The organism is Chungangia koreensis (assembly GCF_042651785.1).
Taxonomy (GTDB): domain Bacteria; phylum Bacillota; class Bacilli; order Bacillales_A; family Planococcaceae; genus Chungangia; species Chungangia koreensis.
This window is the reverse complement of the sequence record NZ_JBHSEC010000019.1, coordinates 225,918-252,427: the sequence shown is the minus strand read 5'-3', so window position 1 is coordinate 252,427 and position 26,510 is coordinate 225,918. Positions and strand designations below refer to the sequence as shown.

25 protein-coding genes and 1 riboswitch are annotated in these 26,510 nt (G+C 43.6%); of the genes, 14 read left to right on the top strand and 11 right to left on the bottom strand.

Annotated features, from left to right (window positions below; translation table 11 throughout):
• Nucleotides 1–114: 114 nt before the first annotated feature.
• From ACFOZY_RS10350 to ACFOZY_RS10330, 5 genes are all read right to left on the bottom strand, one after another.
• A complete protein-coding gene (locus tag ACFOZY_RS10350) occupies nucleotides 115–747 on the bottom strand; it encodes a response regulator transcription factor (protein WP_378155085.1) in 633 nt (210 codons plus the stop codon).
• Nucleotides 722–1,774, bottom strand: a complete 1,053-nt coding sequence (locus ACFOZY_RS10345) for a sensor histidine kinase (protein ID WP_378155083.1) — start codon at nucleotides 1,772–1,774, stop codon at nucleotides 722–724. Before ACFOZY_RS10345 ends, ACFOZY_RS10350 begins: the two co-directional genes overlap by 26 nt.
• Nucleotides 1,771–2,469 (bottom strand): cell wall-active antibiotics response protein LiaF, encoded by a 699-nt coding sequence (liaF, locus tag ACFOZY_RS10340; protein WP_378155080.1) that lies wholly within the window; start codon nucleotides 2,467–2,469, stop codon nucleotides 1,771–1,773. Before liaF ends, ACFOZY_RS10345 begins: the two co-directional genes overlap by 4 nt.
• Before the next feature lie 65 nt (nucleotides 2,470–2,534).
• Nucleotides 2,535–3,182, bottom strand: coding sequence for a PspA/IM30 family protein (locus ACFOZY_RS10335; RefSeq protein WP_378155078.1), 648 nt, complete (start codon nucleotides 3,180–3,182; stop codon nucleotides 2,535–2,537).
• A 12-nt stretch (nucleotides 3,183–3,194) separates the two neighbouring features.
• Nucleotides 3,195–3,542 carry a lmo0954 family membrane protein gene (locus ACFOZY_RS10330; RefSeq protein WP_378155076.1) on the bottom strand — a complete coding sequence of 116 codons (348 nt, stop codon included), beginning with the start codon at nucleotides 3,540–3,542 and terminating at the stop codon, nucleotides 3,195–3,197.
• Nucleotides 3,543–3,774: 232 nt separating this feature from the next.
• On the opposite strand from ACFOZY_RS10330, the gene ACFOZY_RS10325 reads away from it, so the two are divergent.
• The 9 genes from ACFOZY_RS10325 to ACFOZY_RS10285 all read left to right on the top strand — a co-directional run bounded on the left by ACFOZY_RS10325 (nucleotide 3,775) and on the right by ACFOZY_RS10285 (nucleotide 15,330).
• Complete coding sequence (locus ACFOZY_RS10325) at nucleotides 3,775–4,920, top strand: thiolase family protein (RefSeq protein WP_378155074.1); 1,146 nt, start codon at nucleotides 3,775–3,777, stop codon at nucleotides 4,918–4,920.
• A gap of 13 nt (nucleotides 4,921–4,933) precedes the next feature.
• On the top strand, nucleotides 4,934–5,704 hold the full coding sequence (locus ACFOZY_RS10320) for an SDR family NAD(P)-dependent oxidoreductase (protein ID WP_378155072.1): 771 nt from the start codon (nucleotides 4,934–4,936) through the stop codon (nucleotides 5,702–5,704).
• Nucleotides 5,705–5,715: 11 nt separating this feature from the next.
• Nucleotides 5,716–6,858 (top strand): acyl-CoA dehydrogenase family protein, encoded by a 1,143-nt coding sequence (locus ACFOZY_RS10315; protein ID WP_378155070.1) that lies wholly within the window; start codon nucleotides 5,716–5,718, stop codon nucleotides 6,856–6,858.
• A gap of 124 nt (nucleotides 6,859–6,982) precedes the next feature.
• Nucleotides 6,983–8,605 (top strand): long-chain fatty acid--CoA ligase, encoded by a 1,623-nt coding sequence (locus tag ACFOZY_RS10310; RefSeq protein WP_378155067.1) that lies wholly within the window; start codon nucleotides 6,983–6,985, stop codon nucleotides 8,603–8,605.
• A 129-nt stretch (nucleotides 8,606–8,734) separates the two neighbouring features.
• Nucleotides 8,735–9,988: a DUF4139 domain-containing protein gene (locus ACFOZY_RS10305; protein WP_378155065.1), complete on the top strand. Its 1,254-nt coding sequence runs from the start codon at nucleotides 8,735–8,737 to the stop codon at nucleotides 9,986–9,988.
• A 147-nt stretch (nucleotides 9,989–10,135) separates the two neighbouring features.
• Nucleotides 10,136–10,747: a DedA family protein gene (locus tag ACFOZY_RS10300; protein ID WP_378155063.1), complete on the top strand. Its 612-nt coding sequence runs from the start codon at nucleotides 10,136–10,138 to the stop codon at nucleotides 10,745–10,747.
• Nucleotides 10,748–10,760: 13 nt separating this feature from the next.
• The gene (locus ACFOZY_RS10295; RefSeq protein WP_378155061.1) at nucleotides 10,761–11,585 is read left to right on the top strand and encodes an undecaprenyl-diphosphate phosphatase; all 825 of its coding nucleotides are present in this window, start codon (nucleotides 10,761–10,763) and stop codon (nucleotides 11,583–11,585) included.
• 116 nt (nucleotides 11,586–11,701) lie between these two features.
• Nucleotides 11,702–11,880: riboswitch (cobalamin riboswitch) on the top strand.
• Nucleotides 11,881–11,982: 102 nt separating this feature from the next.
• The gene (locus tag ACFOZY_RS10290) at nucleotides 11,983–14,277 is read left to right on the top strand and encodes a ribonucleoside-diphosphate reductase subunit alpha (protein WP_378155059.1); all 2,295 of its coding nucleotides are present in this window, start codon (nucleotides 11,983–11,985) and stop codon (nucleotides 14,275–14,277) included.
• A gap of 12 nt (nucleotides 14,278–14,289) precedes the next feature.
• Nucleotides 14,290–15,330, top strand: a complete 1,041-nt coding sequence (locus tag ACFOZY_RS10285) for a ribonucleotide-diphosphate reductase subunit beta (RefSeq protein WP_378155057.1) — start codon at nucleotides 14,290–14,292, stop codon at nucleotides 15,328–15,330.
• A gap of 107 nt (nucleotides 15,331–15,437) precedes the next feature.
• On the opposite strand, the gene ACFOZY_RS10280 is transcribed toward ACFOZY_RS10285, so the two are convergent.
• The gene (locus ACFOZY_RS10280) at nucleotides 15,438–15,968 is read right to left on the bottom strand and encodes a dihydrofolate reductase family protein (protein WP_378155055.1); all 531 of its coding nucleotides are present in this window, start codon (nucleotides 15,966–15,968) and stop codon (nucleotides 15,438–15,440) included.
• A gap of 182 nt (nucleotides 15,969–16,150) precedes the next feature.
• Here ACFOZY_RS10280 and ACFOZY_RS10275 point away from each other — a divergent pair, with 182 nt between their 5' ends.
• From ACFOZY_RS10275 to ACFOZY_RS10260, 4 genes are all read left to right on the top strand, one after another.
• On the top strand, nucleotides 16,151–17,116 hold the full coding sequence (locus tag ACFOZY_RS10275; RefSeq protein ID WP_378155052.1) for a 2-hydroxyacid dehydrogenase: 966 nt from the start codon (nucleotides 16,151–16,153) through the stop codon (nucleotides 17,114–17,116).
• 17 nt (nucleotides 17,117–17,133) lie between these two features.
• On the top strand, nucleotides 17,134–17,544 hold the full coding sequence (locus tag ACFOZY_RS10270; protein WP_378155050.1) for a VOC family protein: 411 nt from the start codon (nucleotides 17,134–17,136) through the stop codon (nucleotides 17,542–17,544).
• A 131-nt stretch (nucleotides 17,545–17,675) separates the two neighbouring features.
• Nucleotides 17,676–17,855, top strand: coding sequence for a DUF3934 family protein (locus tag ACFOZY_RS10265; RefSeq protein ID WP_378155047.1), 180 nt, complete (start codon nucleotides 17,676–17,678; stop codon nucleotides 17,853–17,855).
• A 245-nt stretch (nucleotides 17,856–18,100) separates the two neighbouring features.
• Nucleotides 18,101–19,057, top strand: a complete 957-nt coding sequence (locus ACFOZY_RS10260) for an NAD(P)-dependent alcohol dehydrogenase (protein WP_378155044.1) — start codon at nucleotides 18,101–18,103, stop codon at nucleotides 19,055–19,057.
• A gap of 418 nt (nucleotides 19,058–19,475) precedes the next feature.
• On the opposite strand, the gene ACFOZY_RS10255 is transcribed toward ACFOZY_RS10260, so the two are convergent.
• From ACFOZY_RS10255 to ACFOZY_RS10235, 5 genes are all read right to left on the bottom strand, one after another.
• Complete coding sequence (locus tag ACFOZY_RS10255; RefSeq protein WP_378155042.1) at nucleotides 19,476–21,002, bottom strand: tripartite tricarboxylate transporter permease; 1,527 nt, start codon at nucleotides 21,000–21,002, stop codon at nucleotides 19,476–19,478.
• Between the two features lie 18 nt (nucleotides 21,003–21,020).
• Nucleotides 21,021–21,470, bottom strand: a complete 450-nt coding sequence (locus tag ACFOZY_RS10250) for a tripartite tricarboxylate transporter TctB family protein (protein ID WP_378155039.1) — start codon at nucleotides 21,468–21,470, stop codon at nucleotides 21,021–21,023.
• 54 nt (nucleotides 21,471–21,524) lie between these two features.
• Nucleotides 21,525–22,538 carry a Bug family tripartite tricarboxylate transporter substrate binding protein gene (locus tag ACFOZY_RS10245; RefSeq protein WP_378155037.1) on the bottom strand — a complete coding sequence of 338 codons (1,014 nt, stop codon included), beginning with the start codon at nucleotides 22,536–22,538 and terminating at the stop codon, nucleotides 21,525–21,527.
• A gap of 140 nt (nucleotides 22,539–22,678) precedes the next feature.
• Complete coding sequence (locus tag ACFOZY_RS10240; RefSeq protein WP_378155035.1) at nucleotides 22,679–23,374, bottom strand: response regulator; 696 nt, start codon at nucleotides 23,372–23,374, stop codon at nucleotides 22,679–22,681.
• Nucleotides 23,358–24,956 carry an ATP-binding protein gene (locus ACFOZY_RS10235; protein WP_378155033.1) on the bottom strand — a complete coding sequence of 533 codons (1,599 nt, stop codon included), beginning with the start codon at nucleotides 24,954–24,956 and terminating at the stop codon, nucleotides 23,358–23,360. The genes ACFOZY_RS10240 and ACFOZY_RS10235 overlap by 17 nt, the downstream gene beginning before the upstream one ends.
• 245 nt (nucleotides 24,957–25,201) lie before the next feature.
• Here ACFOZY_RS10235 and ACFOZY_RS10230 point away from each other — a divergent pair, with 245 nt between their 5' ends.
• Nucleotides 25,202–26,386, top strand: a complete 1,185-nt coding sequence (locus ACFOZY_RS10230; protein ID WP_378155031.1) for an MFS transporter — start codon at nucleotides 25,202–25,204, stop codon at nucleotides 26,384–26,386.
• The last annotated feature ends 124 nt before the right edge of the window (nucleotides 26,387–26,510 follow it).

Here is a 26,510-nt window from a genome sequence, read left to right as displayed (position 1 = left end):
GGATTCAGGCAGTGATTTGGCAACGCCTTTGTGACCAACGTCCTGTTTGGGGAACAAAGGCTAAATACGTCGCGTCCTGCGACAACGCCTTTGTGACCAACGTCCTGTTGGCCTTCATTCTGCCAAGTTATTCTGAAACGCGTAGATGACTGCTTGTGTACGGTCTTGCACATCCAACTTGGACAGGATGTTACTGACATGGGTTTTAACCGTTTTGAGGGCAATGAAAAGCTCATCTGCAATTTCCTGATTCGATTTCCCTTTCGCTATCAGAAGTAGCACTTCAAATTCGCGTTCTGTCAGGTCTTCATGTAGGGAGTGCTCATTCCCTGAACGCATGCGGTGCATCATTTTATTAGTCACTTCGGGTTCCAATACCGGGCGGCCGTCCAATGTTCCTCTGATGGCTTCCGCAATTTGTGACGCTTTGGAGGTTTTCAGCAAATAGCTGACAGCTCCAGCTTCAAGGGCAGGATATACTTTGTCATCCTCCAAGAAGCTTGTAACGATCATCACCTTTGCCTCCGGCCACTTGGAGATGATTTCCTTGGTAGCTTCTGCTCCGTTCATGATAGGCATGACCATATCCATCAGTATAATGTCAGGTTTCAATTGTAATGCAAGTTCTACAGCTTCCTTGCCATTTACTGCTTCTCCGACCACCTCCATATCAGGCTGAGCTTGCAAGTATGCGGACACCCCGATACGGACCATTTCATGGTCATCCACTAACAGTATTCGAATCATCTTTTTCATCTCCTCTTATAGCAGGTATTTTCACCTCGACCATCGTTCCTTGAGAGGGAATCGATACGATTCGGCAAGTGCCGCCGATTTCCACGGCCCGCTCCATCACATTTTGAAGTCCATATGAACCGGCTTTTCCTTCCCCTTGTTCAAATCCAACCCCATTGTCCTGTACACGGAAAATCGCCAAATCATCGCGTTCTACGAAAAGTACTTCCACTTCACTTGCTTTGGAATGTCGTAAGGTGTTAGACAATGTTTCTTGGGCAATCCGGAATAAATGATCCTCGGCACCTTTAGAAAGCTGAACGTCTTCGAGTCTGTACTTAATCGTAAAGAAGACCTTTTGCTCAAGCTCGATCAGGAGCTCTTCCAGACCTTCTGCCAATGTTTTATTGTTGAGAACGGCAGGGCGCAGATGGAGAAGAAGAGCTCTCATTTCAAGTTGTGCTTGCTGGACAATCCGCTCTACCTGACTAAGTGGTTTTGATACTTCTCCATTCGCGCTTTTCTCAGTTTCTGTCATGGCTGATAAAAGCATGGAAGCAGCAAATAATTGCTGTGATACGGAGTCATGAAGTTCCCGCGCAAGTCGCTGACGTTCCTGGACAATCCGTTCTTCAATAATTTTATCTTGTGCTTCTGCGCGTTCATTTGAAATTCTTTGGAGACTCTTTCTTTGGGTACTGACCAATTGGCCGAGTGAATCGACCGTTTTGTAGAAACGCTTGGAAAAAGTAGTTTTAACCGCTGGTAGATCGTCACCGTCAATGAGCGGAAGGAGCAACCTTTCGATTTCCTTTTCTTTCGCCCGAGCTAATTGCTGGTACCATAAAGCGAGCCCTAAGCTAATAGCCATCAGGATAATCCCGATCCACCCGCCAAGCGGTACTTCTGCATAGTCGGATATCAATAGGTAAGACCAGTTATCCGGGTTGGACCACCCCCAGAAGATTGAGAGAAGCCCTGCTGTTAACGCAGTAAAGACGATGAAAAGGAAAATTGCCCGTGAGAAATACCCCATCATTTCCGAATCACCTCGACATCTCCGAACCATGTCGATAATGCAATAACAAGTTCAGTCGGATATTCGGCTCCTTCATAGCCGTCTTTCATTTGAATGGATTGGTTCCATAATCGCTGTTGAATTTTTCCGAATAGCTTCGCATCCCCAAGTAATGTCGTGTAATGGATCCGGACTGGTACTTCATACGGAAGGATAATTTTCACTTTCCCGATTCCTTGGCGTATGGAAATTAGGGATGTCCCTTTCGGCAAAATCGTCTGAGTGACATCCACGGTTAAATTGCCGAAGAATCCTTGTACGTGTAAATCCTGCCATTCGTAAGAGTGGAACGGAGTACTCTGGACAGAGAATAGCTTATTCTGCCAAATGCCATTTTGCGTAGGAGGCCGTTGTTCGTACAACGGTTTGACGATATCCCCGACTTGGTCGCCTTTCCAAAGGCGTACTAATACATAGATGAAAAATGCAATGATTAAAAACCGCAAACTCCACATATTAAACAATGACAATATTAAAAAGAAAATTCCAATCCAGAAAACTGCTTTGGACCGTTTGCGAAAACTGTAATAGAGCATTCCGATGCCAAGAAGGACTAAAATAATGCTGCCGTTCATGAAAATCGTGGACTCGATAAATACGATCAGCACGAACGCTATGAGAAAGAATGCGATATGGTTTGACTTGACCTGATTCATGTTTTACCTCCTTCTTCGCACCGCAATTTCAAAAAAAGGGGAGATGCTTCTCCCCTACATTCATCTTACACAATTTCAGATTTCTTTTCTTCCACTTTTTCAAGAGATTCAAGGCGGCGTTCCATATTGGAAATTTCGTGCTCTTTGTCAATTTGTTTACCGAGCTTTTCGATATACTCTTCCATCTCATTGAAGGTACCCAAACGCTTTTCAGCTTGTTCAGAAGCTTCAGGTGTTAAAACGCGATCCATACGATGGTTTGCACGCACCACGTTTTCCTTGCCCATTAGCTGAAGCTGGCGAACTTTCATATCTTTCACCTTGTGTTTCATTTCCTCGAACTTCCGCTCCAACTGGAACAGTTCTTCACCAGCATTTCTGATGCTTTCCGAAAGCACTTCTGTTCGCTGGCTATATGCCGTCACTTCTTGTTCAGCAAAAAATACTAAGTCATTTTCCCCTGAAGCTTGTGCTAATTCAAGCTGCTTCAGGCGCTTAGCCAACATCTCATTGGCGGCTGTGTATTCTTTCTCAAGTTCTTTTTTCAATTGACCTTGTCGTTCCAAAAGCTTTCCTGTTTCCCCTGTTTGTTTTTCAGCTTCACGGATGTATTGGTTCAACATCGCAATCGGGTTTTTCTTTTCCTTTTTGTCGAATAGGGAGTGAAGATCAGCCTCCACCGAGTACTTGAAACGATTCCATAATGTTGTCATTTTAATTCCTCCTTATTTACTCAATTCATTCCATTGCTTTTCAAAATTCATGAAAGGGTCATCTGTTTTCGTTGCTTCTAAGACGATGGGTTCTTCTTTCCATTTCTTCACGACAAAGTAGATCGCTGCGATGGCAAGTACGGCGAAGAACGCTGGAACGTTAGCTGCAGCTGAGAGAAGACCGATCAATGCAATAGAAGCCCAAAGAATTTTCGGCCCTGTCGTGACCGATTTAACATATTGACTGACACCTGCATAGACGATTAGCGCTGAAATGGCCAATCCGAGTAAAGATCCTAAATTCGCTAATGCGATAATTCCTGCGATGACTCCAATGATGAATAAACCAAATTTCTTCATATGGGTATTCCTCCTTTCGTTTGTATCTTCATGTTACCAACGCACCGCTTTTTCTATAACGGTCCTGAAGTTGATTTGCATCTAAGACTTAAGGCTGAATTCCTTTCAGTCCGAGGGGAATTAAAGGGAGATCAACAGAATAAATATGAAATGAGCACTCCCATTAATAGAAATGAAGAAGAAACTCCTGTATTATTTAAATTATTAGAATATTAGGATAAGGTGGATGGGCATGAGAGAAGTCGTAATTGTTGGGGGAGTAAGAACGGCAGTTGGCAGAAGGAAAGGGACCTTTTCAACTTATAGACCTGATGAATTGGCGGCCGTCGTGTTGGACGAGCTCGTAAAACGGGCAGAGATTCAAAAAGATCTGGTAGAGGATGTCATTTTAGGTTGTGTGACGCAGAGCGGGGAGCAAGGGGGAAATATTGCGCGGACCGCAGCATTGATTGCTGGATTTCCAGTAGAGGTGCCAGGTGTGACAATTGACCGCCAATGTGGTTCAAGTCAGCAGGCTGTTCATTTCGGTGCACAGGCAATCGCCTCTGGAGATATGGATATTGTCATCGCAGGTGGAGTGGAAAGCATGACGAGGGTCCCTATGTTCTCCAATATGGCAGGTGTAAACCCGAGTGAACGACTGACAAGTCAATATGAAATTATCAACCAAGGGCTTTCTGCTGAGCGGATTGCGAAGAAGTGGAAAATGACGAGGGAAGAATTGGACCGTTATGCGTTGAAGAGCCATCAACGAGCGTTACAAGCGATTGAGGAAGGCCGATATGAGGAAGAGATGGTTCCGGTCAAGATAGAAAGTGAAAATGGATCGGTGGATTTTTCGGTAGATGAAGGACCGCGTCCCGATTCTTCAATTGAAGCTCTTTCCTCATTAAAGCCGGTATTTGACCCTGAAGGGATGATTACCGCTGGGAATGCAAGCCAAATGAGTGACGGCGCCTCTGCAGTACTGCTCATGTCACGGGAAAAAGCGGATGAATTAGGCTTACAACCGATGGCCAGGATTATAGCGCGGGTGGTAGTTGGATCTGATCCAACTCTAATGCTGACCGGACCGATTGCTGCTACACAGAAGGTTTTGGAGAAAGCTGGCCTGACCATCGAAGACATGGATACATACGAAGTGAACGAAGCGTTTGCACCTGTGCCGCTTGCTTGGTTAAAGGAGACTGGAGCTGATCCCGAGAAGCTTAACCCGAATGGCGGGGCTATCGCTTTAGGACATCCGTTAGGGGCAACAGGGACGAAATTGCTCGTTTCTTTGATGCATGAATTAAAAAGGAATGGTGGTAGATACGGACTCTTGGCCATTTGCGAAGGAATGGGCATGGCAAACGCAACAATTATAGAAAGGCTATAAGGGGGAATTGAACATGCAAATGCAAGATGTACGGGCGGTTGTGTCAGGAGGTGCATCAGGACTTGGTGAGGCGACGGTCCGTCATATTGTAGAGAATGGGGGAAAGGCTGCAATCTTCGACTTGAACGAAGACAGGGCTGCTTCACTTGTTAATGAGCTTGGACATGAAATGGTTTTCTTCTATAAGACTGATGTAACGGATGAAGAGATGGTTGAACAGAGTTTTGCAAGCGCTTACGAGAAACTCGGAAAAGTCAATTCAGTCATTAACTGCGCAGGCGTGGCTACTCCTGGAAAAGTGTTATCTAAGAAAGGGGTATTGCCTCTTGGACAATTCGAGAAAGTCATTCAAATTAATTTGATTGGCACGTTCAATATGCTTCGGATTGGTGCGAATTATATGCAATCGAACGAACCGAATGGTGAAGGGGAACGGGGCATAATCATTAATACAGCATCCGTCGCTGCATTTGAAGGGCAGATCGGACAGGCAGCCTATAGTGCTTCCAAAGGCGGAGTTGTTGGAATGACGCTGCCGATTGCCCGCGAATTGGCAACACATGGGATTCGCGTGATGGCCATTGCACCTGGGCTTGTGGAAACACCCATGTTCGAAACGCTTCCGGAACCGGCGAAACAGGCACTGGCTGCAATGCCTCCGTTCCCGAATCGATTAGGAAGACCGACAGAATATGCCTTGCTCGTGGAAAGTATCATTCGGAATCCACTGTTGAACGGTGAAGTGATCCGTCTCGATGGTGCACTCAGAATGCAGCCGAAGTAAGGAGGGAGAACATGGCGCGTTACAGATTTGAGGGGGAGGAACATGAAATGTTCCGCTCGACGCTACGGAAGTTCTTGGAGAAAGAGGCAGCTCCGAAGTATGACCAGTGGGAAAAGGACAGGATCATTCCGAAATCTTTTTGGAAACGTCTTGGTGAAATGGGTTTCCTTTGCCCACAAGTGGAGGAACAGTATGGCGGTTTAGGGCTCGATTTCAGCTATTCGGTCATTATTGGCGAAGAATTGGAAAGGGTCGGCGCTTCAACAACAGGTATCACACTTCACAATGATATTGTCGTTCCATATATTGAAGCGTACGGAACACAGGAACAGAAGGAGAAGTGGCTCCCAGGCTGTGTGACTGGGGACCTGATTACGGCAGTTGCCATGACAGAGCCCGGGGCTGGGTCGGACTTAGCCAATATTAAAACAACGGCTGTGAAAACAGGGGACTACTACATCGTAAATGGACAGAAGACATTTATTACGAATGGGATCCATGCTGACTTAATCTTAGTGGTCGTAAAGACTGACCCGGATGCGAGGCATAAAGGCATTAGTCTTCTCGTGGTGGAGGAGGGGATGCCTGGATTCAAGCGCGGCGGAAAATTGGATAAGGTCGGTATGCATGCACAAGATACAGCGGAGCTCTATTTTGAGGACTGCCGTGTACCAGTGACGAACTTAATTGGCCAAGAGGGCGATGGTTTTAGTTACTTAATGGATAAGCTGCAGCAGGAGAGGCTTGTCGTAGCCATAGCAGCTCAAACCGCATCCGAGGACATGTTGAATATGACCATTGACTACGTGAAATCTCGGCAAGCTTTCGGCAAACCGGTCAGTTCCTTCCAAAACACACAGTTCAAAATTGCAGAAATGGCAACTGAAATTGAATTGGGGAAAAGTTTCTTGGAATCACTTATTGAAGAACATATCGCCGGTAAGGAAATTGTGACGAAAGTGTCGATGGCAAAATATTGGCTGACAGAAACAGCCCGTAAGATTTCGATCGAATGTATGCAATTGCACGGTGGCTATGGATATATGGAAGAATATAAGATTGCAAGACGTTACAGGGATACCCCTGTTTCCTCCATCTACGCCGGGACCAATGAAATCATGAAAACAATCATTGCGAAACGGCTGGGTCTATAGATTGAGTGTTTTGAAAGGGGGAGTGAGACGGTCAAGTGGGAACAAAATCAGTGCATCAGCCCGGTTCATTCGGGCGAAGGGTATGACAGAAGAAGCCATTACCTATAAAGGAGAATGATGAACTATGATGATGCAAACCCCTCTATTATTATCATCCTTTGTCAAACGCGCTGAACGATACTTTCCGGAGAAACTGATCATTTCAAGGACAGGAGAAAATATTCATCGTATTCCATACAAAGAATACGCGAAGCGAACGAGAAAGCTTGCCCATGCATTAGAGAAATTGGGTATGAAGAAGGGGACGAAAGTTGGAACCTTCGCATGGAACCATCATCGTCACTTAGAAGCTTATTTCGCAGTTCCTGGGGCTGGAGCCATTCTTCATATGGTCAATATCCGGCTTTCGCCAGAACATCTTATTTATGTCGTGAACCATGCAGAAGATGAAATTTTGCTTGTTGATGACAATCTGTTCCCGCACGTCGAGAAGCTGGCTCCATACTTTAAAACAGTGAAACACTTCATTTACATGTCAGACAGTCATGATCTTCCGGAGACGAGTCTTCAAAATGTCCATTCTTATGAGAAATTGTTGGAAGATGCGTCCGATGACTACGAGTTTCCTGAAGACCTGGATGAAAACACACCTGCTGCAATGTGTTATACATCTGCAACAACAGGCCAACCAAAAGGTGTTGTGTACTCTCATCGAGGATTAGTCTTACACAGTTTCGCTTTAGGACTTGCAGATGCCATGGGTCTGACTGAACGCGATATAGCACTTTCCGTTGTCCCGATGTTCCATGTGAATGCATGGGGAATCCCGTTTGCAGGAGTATGGTACGGGACAACGCAAGTATTGCCAGGACCGATGTTCACGCCGCAACTTCTATTAGATTTGATCGAGCAGGAAAAGGTGACACTCACGGCAGGAGTTCCGACGATTTGGCTGGGCGTATTGAAGGAACAGGAATCGAACCCGCGCGATTTGTCTTCGCTCCGCGCTGTAGTATGCGGCGGCTCAGCTTCTCCAAAAGGTCTTATTCGTGCATTTGAAGAGAAATACGGTATTCCATTCATCACGGGGTACGGTATGACAGAAACGACACCGTTAGTCAGCCTTGCTACACTGAATTCCGATATGGATGATTTAACGATGGATGAGCTTGTAGATGTCCGTGCCCTACAAGGTCTGCCGATTGCAGGATTGGAAGTGCGTCTGGTCAATGAGAACGGGGAAGTCCCATGGGATGGTAAAACGATGGGCGAACTCACAGTTCGTGGTCCGTGGATTGCCCATGAGTACTACAAGGATGAACGGACGGAAGAGTCGTTCAAGGACGGCTGGCTCCATACCGGAGATATCGCCACCATTGACGAAAAAGGTTATATTAAGATTACCGACCGAACGAAGGACCTTATTAAGAGTGGCGGCGAATGGATATCATCCGTGGATTTGGAAAACTCTCTTATGACGCATCCCGCGGTATTTGAAGCAGCGGTCATCGCCATACCAAATGAAAAATGGTTGGAACGACCGCTTGCTTGTGTCGTTTTAAAAGAGGGTACAGAGAGAAGCGATGAAACAAAGCAGGAGTTGCTCACATACTTGGAAGGCCAATTTGCTAAATGGTGGGTTCCAGATGATGTCGTGTTCTTGGACGAAATCCCGAAAACATCAGTCGGCAAATTCTTGAAAGCCGCTCTCCGCAATAAGGTAAACGAATTTTATCAAGAAGTATAATCAGACAACCTCCCTTAGCCGTTCGTGGCAGCAGGGAGGTTTTTTAAGTTAAGAAATAGGAGTCAATCAATCTATGTACTCGGACAATCTCGCATACAATGAATTACCCCAAATGATAGGAGGACTTTCATGCCCACAAACGTGACCGCTGCAGAGAAGACGAAATTGCAGTTGACCTTATACCAAGGTGGATTTGCCCATATTAGTGAAACACGGTTTATCCCCCCGCTTACAGAAGATTTGATCGTGCACTACCATGACATCCCTAAACTCATAGAAGCAGACTCAACCATTGTTATAGGGCTCGATATTTCAGAACAAAGCTTTGCCTTTATTCCGGATAAACAAGCTTTATTAAATCGGATTGAAGGAAGAGAGATTATGGTTTATACCCCTGAAACCGGTGAGGAGCGAGTGTTCATTTTACTAAATGCCAATGGCGGGCTGATCGTGGGGGACACTGAAGGAAAGGTGATAGTCGATCCGAAAGGGGAAGTGCAATTGTCAAATTCTATCGGTCTTCCTTTTTCACCTACCCTCATTTGGCAGGTTGAGCGGCAAACGTCCCCAACTCTTCAACTTACCTATTTAACGGGCGGATTTTCGTGGGAAGCGGATTATGTCGTCATGATAAAGGGAAATCAATTTGCGATGAGAAGCTGGGCAACCATCCGGAATGATTCCGGGATGGATGTGATGAATACAGAATTACGGCTGATGGCTGGCACGGTTAATCGGGCGGTGTCTCTAAGAACGATGGAATTCAGCGCGGCCAAATTGCCGACAGAACAGTCCTTTGCTGACTTCCACTTATATACATACCCGATGAGAGTGTCGATTCTGGACCAGCAGCAAAAGCATTTTCAATTAATCTCTACAGATCATTCAGGTTTTGAAACGATTTACGAAGTAAGGGAGGGGCAGCGGCATCCTTCAATAACCATAGTGTTTAAGAATACAGAAAAAAATGGGCTCGGTATTCCATTGCCTGCGGGACAAGTGAAGGTTTACAAGGAAGAGAATGGTGTGTCGGCGTTCATTGGCGAAGATTCGATTGGCCACACGGCTGTGAATGAAACGGTAAAGCTGACTACTGGAGAAGCGTTCGATATAACTGTATACAGCGGGGACGTCGATCGGTATGTCAGGGATGGATTTGAGTATGAGGTTATGCTGTACGAAATACGCAATCAGAAAGATGAAGCTGTAGAAATCCTTATTCGTCATATTCCGGACAAAGTCCTCTGGACAGTTGAAGAGTCCAGCCATCCGTGGGAAAGGAAGGGAAATGAAATTCAAATACGGTTAACAATACCAGCCAACACAAATCAGGATGTAAAATTCACGATTAAATATGACCGTTCCGTCGAGAACAGAAGATAAAAGGGCAACCTCAATGGTTGTAGAAACGTCTATGGCGATGTAGGTGAAAAATTGGATAGAAAAAGCTCCCAAAAACTGCTATCCTGTATAATGACTTAGAGTATAGATAAAAGTTCAATTTAAACAAAAAATGACAACGGAGGAATTATGGAAAACTGGATTACCGAAATTATGAGCCAATTTGGCTATCTTGGCGTTTTTTTATTAATCATGTTAGAAAATATTTTTCCGCCGATCCCTTCTGAAGTCATCTTAACATTCGGAGGATTCATGACGACGTACTCCGACATGACAAGAATGGGAGTCATTATTGCTTCCACTGCAGGATCTGTCGCAGGTGCTGTCATCCTTTACGGAATCGGTCGGTTATTGGACGTAGCACGGCTTGAAAAGATTGTGGATCGTTGGGGACATGTTTTACGTCTGACAAAAAAAGATGTACACCGGGCAGATGCCTGGTTTGACAAATACGGAATTTGGACGGTATTCTTCTGCCGACTCGTACCACTGATCAGGAGTCTTATTTCGATTCCGGCAGGTATGTCGAATATGAAATTCTGGTTATTCCTATTATTGACTACATTAGGAACTCTCCTTTGGAACACTGTTTTAGTTTCAGTCGGAGCGGCAGTGGGCGATAATTGGGAGTCGATTGTCGGTTATATGGACGTGTATTCGAACATCACATATGCAATTTTAGCGATTTTAGGAGTGGCAGTAATCATTTGGTATTTGCGATTCCGGAAAAAGAGAGCATAGGTAAGGAGATATTATGGAGTTCTTAGAATTATTGAAAGCATTAATCTTAGGTTTTGTGGAAGGAATGACGGAGTTCGCACCGGTTTCATCCACGGGCCACATGATTATCGTCGATGATATGTGGCTAAAGACAACTGAATTTTTAGGACAGGGTTCTGCGAATACGTTTAAAATCGTTATCCAGCTCGGTTCGATTTTGGCTGTCGTCGTCGTATTCTGGAAAAGGTTCTTGAGCTTAGTGGGCCTTTACAAAATTGAAGGCGTTAAAACAGGCGGTCAGCTGAAACTAACACATGTCATTGTCGGGCTACTTCCTGCCGGTGTGTTAGGTGTCTTATTTGAAGACTATATCGATGAACACCTTTTCACTGTTAATACGGTGGTATACGCGTTGATCGTCGGAGCCATTTTGATGATAGTTGCGGATAAATTCGGACCGAAGAATCCAAAAACGAATTCATTAGATAAGATTACGTATAAACAGGCGTTCACTGTAGGTCTATACCAATGTATTTCACTTTGGCCAGGTTTCTCCCGATCAGGGGCAACCATTTCTGGTGGAGTTTTGACCGGTATGAGTCACCGAGTCGCTGCAGACTTTACGTTTATCATGTCTGTTCCAATCATGGCAGGCGCGAGCTTTATTTCCTTATTAAAAAACTGGGATGAGTTAAACTCATCGCATCTTTCTTTCTATATTGTCGGATTCATCAGTGCGTTCGTGTTTGCAATGGTATCGATCAAATTCTTCTTGAAACTGATTGACCGCATTAAGTTGACTCCATTTGCAATATATAGGATCATTGTTGCGGTTATCCTTTTATTTATTATTATGTAATGAAAACCCGGATCGAGGAAACTCGGATCCGGGTTTTGTCATGCTTTCAATAATTTGTGCTTTACGAGTTTAACTGAATGTGCTAAATTGGTATAGTAGTAAGAACACAATATATAGTAGTTTAACGACTGAAAGGTACCATATATGGTTTAAAAGGGAATCCGGTTAAAATCCGGAACTGTCCCCGCAACTGTAAGTGCAGACGACCGCCAAACAGCCACTGTGCATTCGCATGGGAAGGCAGGCGGAAGGTGGATGCACGAGTCAGGAGACCTGCCTTTCTGTCGTAGAGCGACACTTTCTTCGGGGGTTGAGAGGTTGGAGCGAGCGTGGACCGCTGCACTTCTGGCATCTTACCGAAGTTAGCTGTTGGACCTGTTTGTTTCCGATTTCAATCATGAGCGATGACTCAGCCGAAGAGGCTGGATCATCGCTTTTTTGTGTTCAAATTAAAGGAGGAGAGCGAATGGTTCAATTGGAAATGGATTTTGCAGAAGAAATGCTCGATCAATTGGAGAGTGAGTTCAGCAAGGAGAAGATCATGCCACTCGTTAAGACAAGTCGGAAGTGGATGGAAAATCATGAAGAAGGAAATATTTCCGAATGGTCCAAGGTAATGATTTTGGAATCTCTTGGTCGCATAAGTGAAGAAGAACCATTTTGGACATTCGTCGCATCGCGTCTCTATCTGAATGATTTATACCGGGAAATGGCAATAGAACGCGGCTGTTCGAAAGGAGAGTTGTATGAAAACTTTGGAAAGCGTGTTATGTCTCTCTGTAAATCTGGATATTATACGAATTCCCTTATTGAAATCTATTCAAAGGAAGAGCTTGAAATCATCGGAGAAATGGTATCACCGGATCGTGATCATTTCTTCAACTACATCGGTCTTAAAACGTTAATGGACCGGTATGTAGCGAGGGACTTCAACGGAAAGCCAATCGAGCTTCCACAGGAAAGATGGCTTGTCATTGCGATGACTCTGATGAGTGAAGAGAAAGTGGACCGACTCGGGAAAATAAAGGAAGCGTATTGGGCACTCAGCAATCTCTACATGACCGTAGCCACACCGACACTGGCAAATGCCGGGAAGCCGCACGGACAGCTGTCCAGTTGTTTCATCGATACGGTCGGCGATAGCCTCCAAGGGATCTATGATAGCAATACAGACATAGCCACTTTGTCTAAATATGGTGGAGGTATCGGTGTCTATTTGGGCAAGGTTCGTAGTAGGGGGTCGGCCATCCGTGGGTTCAAAGGTGCATCAAGCGGTGTCCTTCCGTGGATCAAACAATTAAACAATACTGCTGTCAGCGTGGACCAGTTAGGTCAGCGGCAAGGTGCAATAGCAGTTTATCTTGATATTTGGCATAAGGACATCCGGACATTCCTCGACTTGAAATTGAACAACGGGGATGAGCGTATGAGGGCACATGACATCTTTACAGGAATCTGCATTCCGGATCTGTTTATGGAAAAGGTGGAGGCACGTGAGGACTGGGTGCTATTCGATCCACATGAAGTTCGGGAAGTAATGGGCTTCTCACTTGAGGATACATACGACGAGAAACGTGGAGATGGTCAATTTCGCAGAATGTATGAATTATGTGTCAAGGAAGAACAGTTAACGAAAGAAGTGGTTCCCGCAATCGACTTGATGAAGCGAATCATGCGCAGTCAGCTCGAGACCGGGGTTCCGTTCATGTTTTACCGCGATGAGGTGAATAGACAGAATGCGAATAGGCATACGGGCATGATTTATAGTAGTAATCTATGTACAGAAATTACCCAGAACATGAGCGAGACACAATTCGAATCAATCCAGATGCAAGATGATGCGATTGTTACACGTAGGAAGCCCGGGGATTTTGTCGTATGCAATCTTTCATCGATCAATTTAGGGCGAGCGGTCCCTGCTGGGGTGTTGGAACGATTGATTCCCATCCAAGTTCGGATGCTGGACAACGTAATCGAACTGAACCAAATCCCGGTTGTCCAGGCGGATTATACTAATAAACGATATCGGGGAATCGGTTTAGGGACATTCGGCTGGCATCATTTATTGGCATTGAAAGGGATTGTTTGGGAGTCGGAAGATGCGGTAAATTACGCGGATCGTCTGTATGAGGAAATCGCATATAGGACAATCGCAGCTTCTTCTGAACTCGCAAAAGAGAAGGGTGCATATCCATTATTTGAAGGCTCTGATTGGCAAACAGGGGTGTATTTTGATACGAGAGGCTATAGAGGAGAGGGGTGGGACAAACTCCGTTCCGATGTAGCAGGACATGGTATACGAAACGGATACTTGATGGCTGTGGCGCCGAACTCCTCTACGTCGATCATTGCAGGGAGTACAGCAAGCATTGATCCGATTTTCCAGAAAAGTTACTCGGAAGAGAAGAAGGATTATAAGATTCCAGTTACGGCTCCTGATTTAAGCTCAGAAACAACATGGTATTACAAATCTGCATATTTTATCGATCAACATTGGACTATCCGGCAGAATGCAGCGAGACAGCGCCATATCGATCAAGGCATATCACTGAATTTGTATGTGCAAAACACGATTAAAGCGAAAGAATTGCTGGATATGCATCTGAATGCATGGAGAAGCGGGCTGAAGACGACGTATTATTTACGTTCGACTTCTGTTGAATTATTGGAATGCGAGTCTTGCTCGAGCTAAGGAGGAACTGACATGGTCAAAATCGAGAAAAGAAAATTGATGGATAAGGAAGCGCCAAACCGCTCAACTGGTATCGTAAATGGACGGTCTTCCAACATATTAAACTGGGACGACGTTCGTTTCAGCTGGGCATATCCAAAGTATAAAAAGATGTTGGGGAATTTTTGGACACCTTTTGAAATCAATATGAGCAAGGATGTTAAACAATTTCCTTTATTAAGCAATGACGAGCAAGAGGCATTCTTGAAGATTATTGGTCTGCTTGCCATGCTTGATAGTATCCAGACGGATTATGCAGGAAAAGTCGCGGACTATTTGACCGATTCAAGTTTGAACGCACTTATGATCATTCTTGCTCAGCAGGAGGTCGTTCACAATCATTCATACTCTTATATTTTGTCGAGCATCGTGACAAAGGAAGAACAGGACCGTGTTTTCGACTATTGGCGAAGCGAACCGGTTTTGGTGAAACGCAATGATTTTGTAATTTCCGGCTATGAGAATTTCACAGAGGATCAGAATGTTGATGAACTTCTCCGATCGATTGTGTATGACGTAATTTTGGAAGGACTATTCTTCTATTCCGGTTTCGCATACTTTTATCATCTTGCCCGCCAACAGAAAATGGTGGCGTCAAGTACGATGATCAATTATATCAATCGGGACGAGCAGCTCCACGTCGATTTATTCGTGAAAATATACAAAGAGCTGTTAAAAGAATATCCGGAATTGGATACTGAAGAGCGGGCGAAGGAAGTTGAAGCGATTTTCCGTGAAGCTGCAAAGCTTGAAGTCGAATGGGCAAGGGAGGTCATCGGTAATAAAATTGAAGGACTGGAATTGGAAGATGTTGAATCTTATGTGTACTTTTACACGAACGTCCGCTGCAACCAGCTCGGGTATGAACGGCCCTTCCCAGAATACCGGACAAATCCTCTTAAGTGGATCAAGGCTTATGAGGAAGTGGATTTAGGAAAGACGGATTTCTTCGAACAGCGTTCGCGGCAGTATGTGAAAGTGAATGTTCAAGATAATGGTTTTGATGAGTTATAGGAATAATTGAATTCCCAAAGCGTGGTCTATTGTTGCATAAGAAGCCACCCATTTTTCTTCTGAATGGGTGACTTCTCTTTCTTGAAACTGCGTTTAAAAATGTTGAACTAATTTTTAACTGTATAATGTAATTCAACAAACTGGTTGAAAGTTCGTGTACCCTTCAACTCCAGTTCATAATGATAATCACCAGTTTTAAATAATGGAATTCCATCACCTAAAATAGTAGGTGAAATCGTAGTAATTATTTCATCGACTAATTTTTCTTTAAAAAACGTGTACAATATGTCGCCACCACCGACGATCCAAATATTTTCACCTTTTTCTTTTTTTAGATTTCGCGTAAATTCTACGATATTTCCATTAACAAATTTAACATTATCCGTCGGAGCTATAGACGACCTGGTAAATACATAACAATCTTTATCTTTATAGGGAAATTGTTCATTTTCGAATTTCATGATCCAATCATAGGTTCTTTTCCCTAACAAGATTGTGTCGACCGTTTCATAAAACTCCGAAATCCCGTTATCTCCTTCTCCTTCCACTTTAAATAACCAGTCTAACGAATCATCCTTCGTCGCAATATATCCATCTAAACTTTGAGCAATAAACAAAACGATTTTACGTGAGCTCATTTTTAATAAACCTCCTTAGTCATTTGTCAGAACGTTATTCCCTTACCACCACTTTAACAACAATTTATAAAATTAAATATAAAAGACATATGAAAGTTGATTGCTAACCTATCTTTCCGGTGATTTTAAACTTTTCTGTAAATTGTGCTAAACTTTAATAAAAGGATAAGGGGGATCTAAAGATGAAGCAAACTGTGTATATTACCCGGAAACTGCCGGATGAGGCAGTAGCTCCGTTAAAAGAAAAGTACGAAGTGAAAATGTGGCCGCACGAGGAAGTTCCGATGACTTATGAAGAGCTTGTAAAGGAAGCGGCCGAAGCAGATGCACTTTGGACCATGTTGTCGGACCAGGTGGATCGCAATCTGATTACGAACGCACCAAAGTTGAAAGTGATTAGTAACTTGGCGGTCGGGTATAATAATATTGATGTCCAAGCCGCTGCTGAGCGTGGCATTGTTGTGACGAATACGCCAGGTGTTTTAACTGAAACGACTGCAGACTTAGCGTTTTCTCTTTTATTGGCTTCAGCCCGTAGGATAACGGAAGCGGAACGTGAGCTGAGAGAAGGGAAATGGAAAGCCTGGTCAGCGATGCAACTTACGGGTATGGACGTGTATGGAGCAACACTTGGTATCGTCGGTATGGGCCGGATCGGTGAAGCCGTGGCAAGACGTGCAAAGGGATTCGGAATGGATGTTTACTACCATAATCGTACACGTAAACCGGAAGCGGAGGAGATGCATGGTTTTGTGTACTCCGATTTAGATGATCTCTTGTCTAATTCCGATTTTGTTGTTCTTTTAACACCGCTTACGGAAGAGACGAAAAACATGATCGGTGCACGTGAGCTATCGCTGATGAAAGAAACAGCTGTGCTGATTAACGTAGCACGCGGTGGCATTGTAGATGAGCAAGCGCTTTACGAAGCTTTAGTGCATAAGAAGATTTGGGCAGCTGGCCTTGATGTTTTTGAACAAGAACCGGTGCCGCTCGATCATCCATTATTGACTTTGCCAAATGTAACGGTACTTCCGCACATCGGAAGTGCAAGCATTCGGACAAGGCTTAAAATGATGTCGATGAATGCTGCAGACATCAAAGCTGTATTGGAAGGTGGACAGCCGGAAAACACGGTGACGCCTTAAGTAAAGGAGGATGCCAGATGAAAGGTCCAGTTACACCTTATTTAACTTTTTACGGCCAGGCCAGGGAAGCTGCAGAATTTTACTCTCGCGTCTTCGGTATGGAAATTGTCGAGCTGAATACATACGGGGATAGTAATTTCCCCACACCGCCTAATGCCGATGACCTGATCATCCATGGCCATTTAAAGAAAGGGCAAATGGAATTCATGATGGCAGATTCTTCGGAGAATAAAACCTTAATGAGCCAAAATGGAATTTCGCTCGTCATCGAATGTGAAAGCGGGGAAGAGGCGGAGCAATTCTATAATGGATTGACCGAGGATGGAACTGTTCTCATGGAATTACAGGATACATTCTGGGGAGCAAAATATGGCAAGGTCCGGGACAAATATGGTTTCGTCTGGGATTTGAATTACGTAAAAGAATAACAGATTGAAGAGGCATCTTAATAGGTGCCTTTTCTTTTGCTTGCACCAAGCGGGTCAGAATGGTAGTGTCAATTGAAAGAAATGGATCATAATAAGAAAAGAACTAAAGAACATAGACTGGAGATTTTGCTATGAGTAAAGCTAAAGGAAAGGGCGGAACCGGAAGAGGGACAGGTAAAAAAGGTTGGACACGTTGGCAAGCCGGAGCAAAAAAGGCCAAGAGTGCAAAACCTTATAAAAGTAAAGGCGTAAAACATCCTTCCGGAACAAAGCCTAATGATCAAACTAATGAGGAATCTTCGGAGAAGTAGATTCGAAAAAAAGCGGACAAGAGCGTTAATCTTAAAGGATTAGCGCTTTTTTATATGGATTAAGGATAAAGAGTTCTGTTAAAGAACGGGAAGGAGTTTCAGACATTTTGAAGAATTAATCTAAGACAAAATCCATAAGTATATAGATAAAGAGATTTACTCATCTAACACCTATAATTCACAGATGTAAAGAATGGGTTTTAATGAGGTTTTGAATATCAATGTGAATCTTGGGGGTTAGAGAGATGAAAGCAGCTGTTTACAGTTCTTATGGTTCACCGGATATTATGATGGTGAGAGAGGTCGAAATTCCAACTATGAAGGATGACGAAAGGGTATTAATCAGAGTGCATAATGCCTCGATTAATAAATTTGACACCCTTTACAGAAGGGGTTATTTACCTACGAGATTTGAAAACGGCCTTACCAAGCCTAAATCTACTATATTGGGAATTGACGTGGCTGGTACCGTTGAAGCTGTTGGTAACAATGTACAAAGATTTAAAGTTGGCGATCATGTCTTCGGAAGTTGCTTTGGGTCCCATGCAGAATATGTTTGCCCACCTCAGAACGGACTAATTCATATGCCGAAAAACGTGAATTTTGAGCAGGCAGCAGCTATACCATGTGCAGCTCAAACAGCTCTTCAAGCATTACGGGATGTTGCGCAGATAAAGTCAGGACAAAAGGTTTTGATTTATGGAGCTTCCGGTGGGGTCGGGCATTTTGCAGTACAGCTTGCTAAGTATTTCGGAGCTGAAGTTACTGCAGTTTGTAGCACTCCTAATTTGCAGTGGGTAAAAGACTTAGGGGCAGATTACGTAATTGACTATATGAAGGAAGACTTCACAAAAAACGGAAAAAAATACGATATCATACTGGATGCTGTGGCAAAGCGGACATTTTTTAGCTGTTTAGGTTCTTTAACCGAGAAGGGAATCTATATAACGGAAAACCCTATTACCCCCATATATCACCCTGTTCAGTTAATATTAGGATCATTATTCGGCCAAAAGAAAGCAAAGTTGCACTTGGCAAAGCCGAACGTTAAGGATTTGGACTTCTTAAGCAGGCTTATAGAGGAAGAGAAATTAAAACCAGTAATAGAGATGTGTTATCCTTTGGAGCAAATCGTAGAGGCTCATAGACATGTGGAAAGTGGACGCACAAAGGGAAAGGTAATTCTTCGAATTAATTCTTAGAAAAAATCGTTGAGTTATATTTCCTCAATTGGGCTGAAGGATTTTAGTCTGATTTGTTGAATACAATAATACGTATAGTAATTAACATTTAATTCCACAGCCGGGAGGTGAAAGAGATGCACGTATTAGCGTTAATCTTTTGGGTTACACTTGCAGGAATCGTATTTGGAGCATATTTAATAGAGTTTCTTACGGAATTTAGAAATAGAAGGTTGGAAAAGGAATACGCTTATTCATCCTGTCAGGATCAGGCAATCGCTAATTTAGTAGATACAGCACGCAAAAATAATTTCAAAGTAGCATGTTACAGATGTTGTTAGTTGAGCAGAGGGGTACTCTGCTCTTTTTCTTTTTATTTAAAACGAAAATAGACATTCAATGAAAAGGATCATTGAATGTCTATTTGTGTTTTTTAAAATTAACCTTCTTCGTTGATGATTACTTTTTTACCGCGTAATTTTAACAACAGTGGAATGAGAAGCCAAGCAGCAGCGGCAATCAAGAACGTCAAGGAAAGTCCTCTTTCTGCAAAAATCATGAAATCTCCATTTGAAATCGTCAACGCACGTCGCATATTGTTCTCGATCATTGGACCAAGCACTAATGCAAGTACGAGCGGCGCAACCGGGAAATCGTTTTTCGTCAAGAAGTAGCCCGCAATCCCGCAGCCAAGAAGTAAGTACAAATCGAACGTTGTATATTGAACCGCGTAAACCCCGAAGAATGAAATCGCGACAATAATAGGAATCAAATATTTCTTTGGAGTATCAATGATTTTCGCAAATACTCTAACAAGCGGCATGTTCAAGATTAATAGCATCAAGTTCCCGATGAACATACTGGCGATTAGTCCCCACGCTACCTCTGGGTGCTCATCGAACAACAAAGGGCCTGGCTGGATATTGTACATGATTAAGGCACCCATCAAAATCGCCGTCGTTCCTGAACCGGGAATTCCGAGTGTTAAGAGCGGAATCATCGCACCGCCGGAAGCGGCATTGTTTGCAGCTTCTGGGGCGGCAACCCCTTCAATACGGCCAGTTCCGAACTTATTGCCGTTTTTATTAATCTTTTTCTCCGTAATGTAGGAGAAGAAAGAAGCAAGCGTTGCACCTGCACCTGGTAGGACCCCGATGAAGAATCCAAGTAAAGAGCCTCGGACAATTGGTGCCGTACTGTCTTTCATATCCTGCTTCGTGGGCAGGATACGGTTAATTTTAGCGATGTGGCCGTCTTCGCCGTCTTTCTCGAAAATGGTTTTAAATACTTCACCTAAAGCAAACAAACCGACAGCAATGGTTAAAAACTCAAGCCCCCCGAATAGGATAGGCTGATCGTATGTAAAGCGCGCGATACCTGATACTGCATCAATACCAATTGTGCCAAGCATCAATCCGACAACCGTCATGATCAAGGCTTTTGTGATCGAGTTCCCTGCAAGACCGCTGACTGCTGCCAAACCTAACAGCATAAGCGAGAAATACTCGGCAGGACCGAATTTTAAAGCCACATTCGAGAGTGGCTCGGCTAAAAGGACAAGTCCGATCAGGGCAATGATTCCTGCCACGAACGATCCGATTGCAGCAATGGATAAGGCTGCTCCGGCACGGCCTTGCTGGGCCATTTGATAACCGTCCAGCGTAGTAACAACCGAGGAGGATTCACCAGGGGTATTCAGTAGGATAGAGGTCGTTGAACCACCGTACATCGCTCCGTAGTAAACTCCTGCTAAGAGGATAATAGAGCTTGCTGCTGCATCACCTGAAGCCATTCCAGATGTAAGTGTAGCAGTAACGGGAATCAGTAAAGCGACTCCGCTCATCGGGCCAATTCCTGGAAGGACGCCGACAGCGGTACCGATTAGGACACCGACAAATGCAAATAATAGATTATGCCATTGGAAAGCGATAGAAAAACCGTCCGCTAAAAATTGTAATGTACTCATATGGATACTCCTTTCTTTTTAGAGTAGCGGGAAACTTGGCAAAGAGCCGCCAAGAACTTCAGAGAATAAATAATAAATACCGAATGAAAATGCCGCTGCTATCACAAAGGAACTAATCCACTTCCCACGTTCCATCGTCTGAAACGATATGAGAAGGAAAGCGAATGTTGTGATGACATAGCCGATTTTCTCCAAAAAGAAAGCATAAAGGACTGCACTGACAAAGATGATCAGGAATTTTTTGTATTGAATTTTTTCTGTTATGCCTTCTTCTGTTTTGTACTTGAATGTTTCATAAATAAGCCGGGCACTAAGCAAGATTAGTAAAATGCCTAATCCAGTAGGGAAAATACTCGGTCCCACATTCGATCCATAAGCACTTTCAGAGATTTTCTGACTTTCGATGACGAATAAAAGACCAACCAATAAAAAGGCGATTCCCGCAAAGCGGTCAAACGTCTTACTCATCGTTATACCTCCTCAATATGGAAAGGGCAGCCCTGTTGAGCCGCCCGCCCCAAATTATTTCTTTAACATGCCAAGAGCATCAAGCAATTCAGCAATCACTTTGTCCTGCTCTTCTAAGTATTTCGTGAAGTCATCACCACTACGGTATTCACTTGCCCAGCCGTTTTTCTCAAGTTCAGCTTTCCATTCGTCAGTTTCAACCATTTCAGCCAACTTTTCATCCCAGTACTTGTATGCTGCATCGGACATGTCTTTCGGTCCGAACAAACCGCGCCAAATTGTGAACTCAGCATCGATTCCTTCTTCTTTGAAGGTTGGAACCTCACTTAATTCACCTTCAAGACGTTCAGAGGAGCTAACGGCCAACACTCGGACATCTCCGGATTTTACATACGTTGCAATGGTAGAAGCGTCTGTTGCAATAACGTCAGCATTACCGCCTAAAAGTGCAGCAACTGCTTCACCGCCGCCATCATACGAAACGTATTTAACTGCTTTAGGATCGATTCCATATTCGAATGCCGGAAGTACACCGACAAGGTGATCCATTGAACCAGGAGCAGAGCCGCCAGCCAATGTCACTTTTGTAGGATCCGCTTTAATAGCGTCCAATACATCTTTTAAAGTCTCATATGGGGAATCCTTTTGAACGACGATTGCTCCATAATCACGTGTTAATTGGGCAAGAGGACGAGTATCTTTGTAGCCGTAAGGGCTATTTCCTTCCGCCTTTTGGTTATTGATCAAAATCGGAGGAGATTTGACCATAAGCATATAATCATTTTTTGCTTCTTTTGTTGCGAATTCAGCCATGAACACGGCACCGCCGCCACCCGGCTTGTTTTCAACCTGAATCGGTTTTTCAATCAATTTTGTATCATTCATTGTTTTTGCAATTGCACGAGCTGTTAAATCCCAGCCGCCACCAGCCCCCGATGGAGCGATGATCGTCAAATTGCGCTCAGGATACGTTGTAGATGCCTCTCCCTTTTCTGTATCAGAAGAACATGCAGCTAACCCCAAAGTCAAAGACCCTGCAAGTGCAATCGTTGCTAACTTTCTCCACATAATTTTTTCATCCCCTTTGAAATAATTAAAAAGACAGCGCTTTCATAACGCTGTCTTTAATCTATCAGAAAGTTTTTTAGATTCAATGTTTTAAATCATAAGTTCATTAAAAACCATTTAAATCATTTTGTTCATATTGTTCACGATGTTCCTTTTGGAAAGTATCTTCGCTCGGGCCGGCCGATTGTACCGTAAATCAATTCTGCGTGAGCCTTCTTTTCAGTTACTAAGTATTCCAAGTAACGCCGTGCTGTGGAGCGGCTGACACCGATAGTACTACCTAACTTTTCAGCTGTAACTCCTTTTGCTGCGGACTGGAGACTTCTTAATACTTTATCGGTCGTAATCGGATCAATACCTTTCGGTAGGGAATCCTCTTGTAGAAAAGAGGATGTCTTTCCTTTATTCCACAAGAATTGAATCGATTCCTCCTCTAAAACGTCAGAATTATTTAAAGCATCCCATTTTCTTTTATAAGAAAGTAGGCTTTCCTTAAACTTATCGAAGGTCAAAGGTTTCAGAATATAATCGGCTACACCGCTCTTGAATGCTTTCTTGACGATCTCGGCTTCAGCCGCTGCAGTAATGAAAATCACATCTGTTTCAGGACTTTCAGTCATAATGTTCTTTAAAACATCCGTACCGAGCATATCCGGCAAATAGACGTCGAGTAAAACTAAGTCCGGCTTGAGTGACGAAATCCAAAGTTTTGCTTCGTCCCCAGTGTGAGCGGTTCCCGCCACTTTGAAACCGTCCAATTTCTCGATGAATCGTTTGTGGATTTCCGCAATTCGTTTATCATCTTCTACAATTAGTACTTCAATTGTCTGTTCCATGGAAGATTCCCCCTTTCGGAATCGAGATGATGAATAAGGCGCCGCCTAAATCCCCCTTCTCAAGATAGATAGTCCCTGACAAATCCTGAACATTTTCATGTATTTTTGTAAGACCGAACCCTCTGCCTTTTTCTTTTGTCGAGAATTTTCGTTTGAATAAATGAGGAAGTGATTCTGCTGCTATACCAGGACCTGAATCTTCAACTTCCAATAAGATTTCTTCTCCGTTATCCAAGATGAACACCCGTACTTTTCGGTCTTCTTCCGGTAAGCTTTCAACTGCTTCAAATGCATTGGTGACTAAATTTCCGATAATCGAGACAAATAAGTTCTTCTCTAAATGTGAAGGCAAATTCATCAGGTGACTATCCTCATCTAAGATGAATTGTACATTCAACTCATTTGCCCGATTAAATAACCCAACAACTATACCGCCTAAATAAGGGTCCTGCAGACGTTTAGTGATGAATTGAATCAACGATTGGTGTGCTGCTGTTTCACTATGGATGAGCTGCAATGCTTCATCATAAGACTGTAGCTGGATTAAACCGGAAATCGTATACAGAAAGTTTTTATACTCGTGAGTTTGAGCGCGAAGAGCTTCCGTGTATTTTTTTACCTGCGAAAGCTCCATCGCTACCTGATCAATATCTGACTGAAGTCGAAAACTCGAGACAGCCCCGGCAATTTTATCGTTCACCATAATAGGGATTCGGTTAACGATTGTTTTCTTGCCTCGTATGATCATTGGTCTATCGTGATGGCGTTCACCAGTTTGCAACACTTGTGGAAGTTGCGAATTCGGCAGAACCTCTAAAATGGAACGGCCGACAAGCGTTTTACTTTCCGGAAACGAAAGAGCCTCATAAGCCGCAGGGTTTAACATAGTAATCGTGCCTTCTGCGTTCACCATTATAATTCCTTCACGAACTGATTCGATTAAGGCACTTCGCTCCGTAAAGAGATTCGCGATTTCCTTCGGTTCCAATCCGAACATGACTTTTTTTATATTCCGGGAGAGGATGGTGGAACCGATTATACCTAAGCCGATGGCCAACAGAACGATGAAAGCAATATTGTCTGTGTATTCATAAAAGATTGTAGAAATATCCTCCATCAAAAACCCGACAGAAATGACGCCAATAATTTCCCCATCGTCATTAAAAACCGGTGACTTACCCCGGAGGGCAGGACCTAAGGAACCGACCGCCTTTGAAACATAGGCCTCTCCTTTTAAAAGTGCACGTTCATTGTCATCCCCAACCATTTTTTGGCCGATTCGGTCGAGTATGGGGTGTGCATAACGGATCCCTTCATGGTTTCCGATCACCACATATTCGGCATCTACTTCCTTACGTATCGATTCAGCGATCGGTTGGAGCGCCTGATGCGGATCTTCTGCTTCAAAACCTGCTTTAATATCGGGACGGTTGGCAGTCGTCACTGCGATATTCAGTGCCCGATTTCCGATCTGCTGCTCGATGGCATCTGACATGGTGAAGTAAAAGGAAATGCCGATAATGATAGAGACCATCGAGACAAAAACAGCTCCATATATGAAAATTCTTCGTTGAAGTGGCATAATTTTCACTCTTTCTATAAATCTTACTTCATATTTTGCGCTTAATAGAAAACGTTTGCAACAGTACAAAATATGTAGTGACAGCAAAGTCGTTAAAACTTATACTTAATTCAGTTTACTTAAGGGAGAGATGAATATGAAAAGCACAACATTGGTACTCACGTTCAAATCGGAGGGTATGTTGGCATAATTCACTTATTCTCCGATTTGATTCATAAGAATCTTTTAAATCGGAGGAAACAACATTGTCTATTAGAAATATTTATTATTTGGTAACAAGCTCACGCTCATTCATCATTCAAATGGTGTTTACACTGAATGCCATTTACTATGTCTCCAACGCAGGCTTAAATCCTTTGGAATTGGTACTCATCGGAACAATCATGGAAGTCTCGGTCCTGCTTTTTGAAATGCCGACAGGATTGGTCGCTGACTTCTTCGGTCGGAAACGGTCTCTGATCATCGGGATGACTATATTAGGCTTTGCTCATTTGTTGGAAGGAAGCTTCCCTGTATTTTGGGCGATTGCCGCTGGATCTGCACTATGGGGGCTCGGCTGGACGTTTATCAGCGGAGCTGAACAGGCATGGATTGCTGATGAGTTGGAAGGGAAGGGATTGGACAGAGTGTTTCTGAAGGGAGCACAGTTCAGTTCATTCGGTAGATTTACGGGCATCCTTGTGAGTGTCCTTCTTGCTACAGTCTTTTCGGTTCAGGCAACGATCTTAATTGCCGGCGGATTACTGATTTTGTTAGCAATTATTGCGTTTGTTATTATGCCGGAAACAAAGTTCGTTTCGTCTTCAAGTGAGGGGGTATCTGGTCTCACACAAATGATGACGGCGATTAAAGGCGGCGTAACCCACATAAAAGGGAATACGGTGTTAGTAAGCATTGCTTTCATCACACTTCTATGGGGTCTTGCGAGCGAGGGGTTCGACCGGTTATGGGGCGCCCAGTTTATCGAAGGATTTAACCTACCTGAAGAACAGTCGATCTATTGGTTCGGTGCGTTTTACGCAGTGGCATTTTTGCTGAATATAGTGGTGTTGAAAATCGTAGAGCTTCGTGTGAAAAAGCGGTATGCTACTGTATTGTTTATCACGAACGGGGTGTTGACGGTCTCGATGTTAATCTTCGCCTTTACCGGCCAATTCATCGTAGCCGTACTTTTATACTGGGTAATTGCTGCCATGCGTAATGTCAATTATCCACTTATGAGCGTCATGACGAATGAACGATTGGAATCGAAAGGGCGAGCAACCGCATTGTCGATGTTCGGACAATTAGATGCATTAGGGCAAGTAGCGGGTGGACCGTTAGTTGGTTTGATTGCATTGTACACTTCAATCAGCGGGGGCATTGCTACATCAGCTGTTTTAATTTTGCCGACATTGTTCTTCTTATGGAGAATGAGGAAACTAGTTTGAATGGGAAAATCCCGGTTCCAATTTGGAATCGGGATTTTATTTTGAGGAATTTGGTCGGTTTCCAATGAAAATGGATTAGTTTCCAACGAAATAGTGAAAGTTTCCAACGAAATCGTTTAGATTC

Bases quoted from the DNA above. Each gene is read 5' to 3' on its own strand.
- ACFOZY_RS10235 (WP_378155033.1), bottom strand. From the start codon at position 24,956: ATGCCACTTCAACGAAGAATTTTCATATATGGAGCTGTTTTTGTCTCG.
- ACFOZY_RS10285 (WP_378155057.1), top strand. From the start codon at position 14,290: ATGGTCAAAATCGAGAAAAGAAAATTGATGGATAAGGAAGCGCCAAAC.
- ACFOZY_RS10310 (WP_378155067.1), top strand. From the start codon at position 6,983: ATGATGATGCAAACCCCTCTATTATTATCATCCTTTGTCAAACGCGCT.
- ACFOZY_RS10255 (WP_378155042.1), bottom strand. From the start codon at position 21,002: ATGAGTACATTACAATTTTTAGCGGACGGTTTTTCTATCGCTTTCCAA.
- ACFOZY_RS10330 (WP_378155076.1), bottom strand. From the start codon at position 3,542: ATGAAGAAATTTGGTTTATTCATCATTGGAGTCATCGCAGGAATTATC.
- ACFOZY_RS10280 (WP_378155055.1), bottom strand. From the start codon at position 15,968: ATGAGCTCACGTAAAATCGTTTTGTTTATTGCTCAAAGTTTAGATGGA.
- ACFOZY_RS10265 (WP_378155047.1), top strand. From the start codon at position 17,676: ATGAGTAAAGCTAAAGGAAAGGGCGGAACCGGAAGAGGGACAGGTAAA.
- ACFOZY_RS10350 (WP_378155085.1), bottom strand. From the start codon at position 747: ATGATTCGAATACTGTTAGTGGATGACCATGAAATGGTCCGTATCGGG.
- ACFOZY_RS10325 (WP_378155074.1), top strand. From the start codon at position 3,775: ATGAGAGAAGTCGTAATTGTTGGGGGAGTAAGAACGGCAGTTGGCAGA.
- ACFOZY_RS10305 (WP_378155065.1), top strand. From the start codon at position 8,735: ATGCCCACAAACGTGACCGCTGCAGAGAAGACGAAATTGCAGTTGACC.
- ACFOZY_RS10275 (WP_378155052.1), top strand. From the start codon at position 16,151: ATGAAGCAAACTGTGTATATTACCCGGAAACTGCCGGATGAGGCAGTA.
- ACFOZY_RS10290 (WP_378155059.1), top strand. From the start codon at position 11,983: ATGAGCGATGACTCAGCCGAAGAGGCTGGATCATCGCTTTTTTGTGTT.
- ACFOZY_RS10345 (WP_378155083.1), bottom strand. From the start codon at position 1,774: ATGATGGGGTATTTCTCACGGGCAATTTTCCTTTTCATCGTCTTTACT.
- ACFOZY_RS10240 (WP_378155035.1), bottom strand. From the start codon at position 23,374: ATGGAACAGACAATTGAAGTACTAATTGTAGAAGATGATAAACGAATT.
- liaF (WP_378155080.1), bottom strand. From the start codon at position 2,469: ATGAATCAGGTCAAGTCAAACCATATCGCATTCTTTCTCATAGCGTTC.
- ACFOZY_RS10250 (WP_378155039.1), bottom strand. From the start codon at position 21,470: ATGAGTAAGACGTTTGACCGCTTTGCGGGAATCGCCTTTTTATTGGTT.
- ACFOZY_RS10300 (WP_378155063.1), top strand. From the start codon at position 10,136: ATGGAAAACTGGATTACCGAAATTATGAGCCAATTTGGCTATCTTGGC.
- ACFOZY_RS10335 (WP_378155078.1), bottom strand. From the start codon at position 3,182: ATGACAACATTATGGAATCGTTTCAAGTACTCGGTGGAGGCTGATCTT.
- ACFOZY_RS10260 (WP_378155044.1), top strand. From the start codon at position 18,101: ATGAAAGCAGCTGTTTACAGTTCTTATGGTTCACCGGATATTATGATG.
- ACFOZY_RS10270 (WP_378155050.1), top strand. From the start codon at position 17,134: ATGAAAGGTCCAGTTACACCTTATTTAACTTTTTACGGCCAGGCCAGG.
- ACFOZY_RS10315 (WP_378155070.1), top strand. From the start codon at position 5,716: ATGGCGCGTTACAGATTTGAGGGGGAGGAACATGAAATGTTCCGCTCG.
- ACFOZY_RS10245 (WP_378155037.1), bottom strand. From the start codon at position 22,538: ATGTGGAGAAAGTTAGCAACGATTGCACTTGCAGGGTCTTTGACTTTG.
- ACFOZY_RS10295 (WP_378155061.1), top strand. From the start codon at position 10,761: ATGGAGTTCTTAGAATTATTGAAAGCATTAATCTTAGGTTTTGTGGAA.
- ACFOZY_RS10320 (WP_378155072.1), top strand. From the start codon at position 4,934: ATGCAAATGCAAGATGTACGGGCGGTTGTGTCAGGAGGTGCATCAGGA.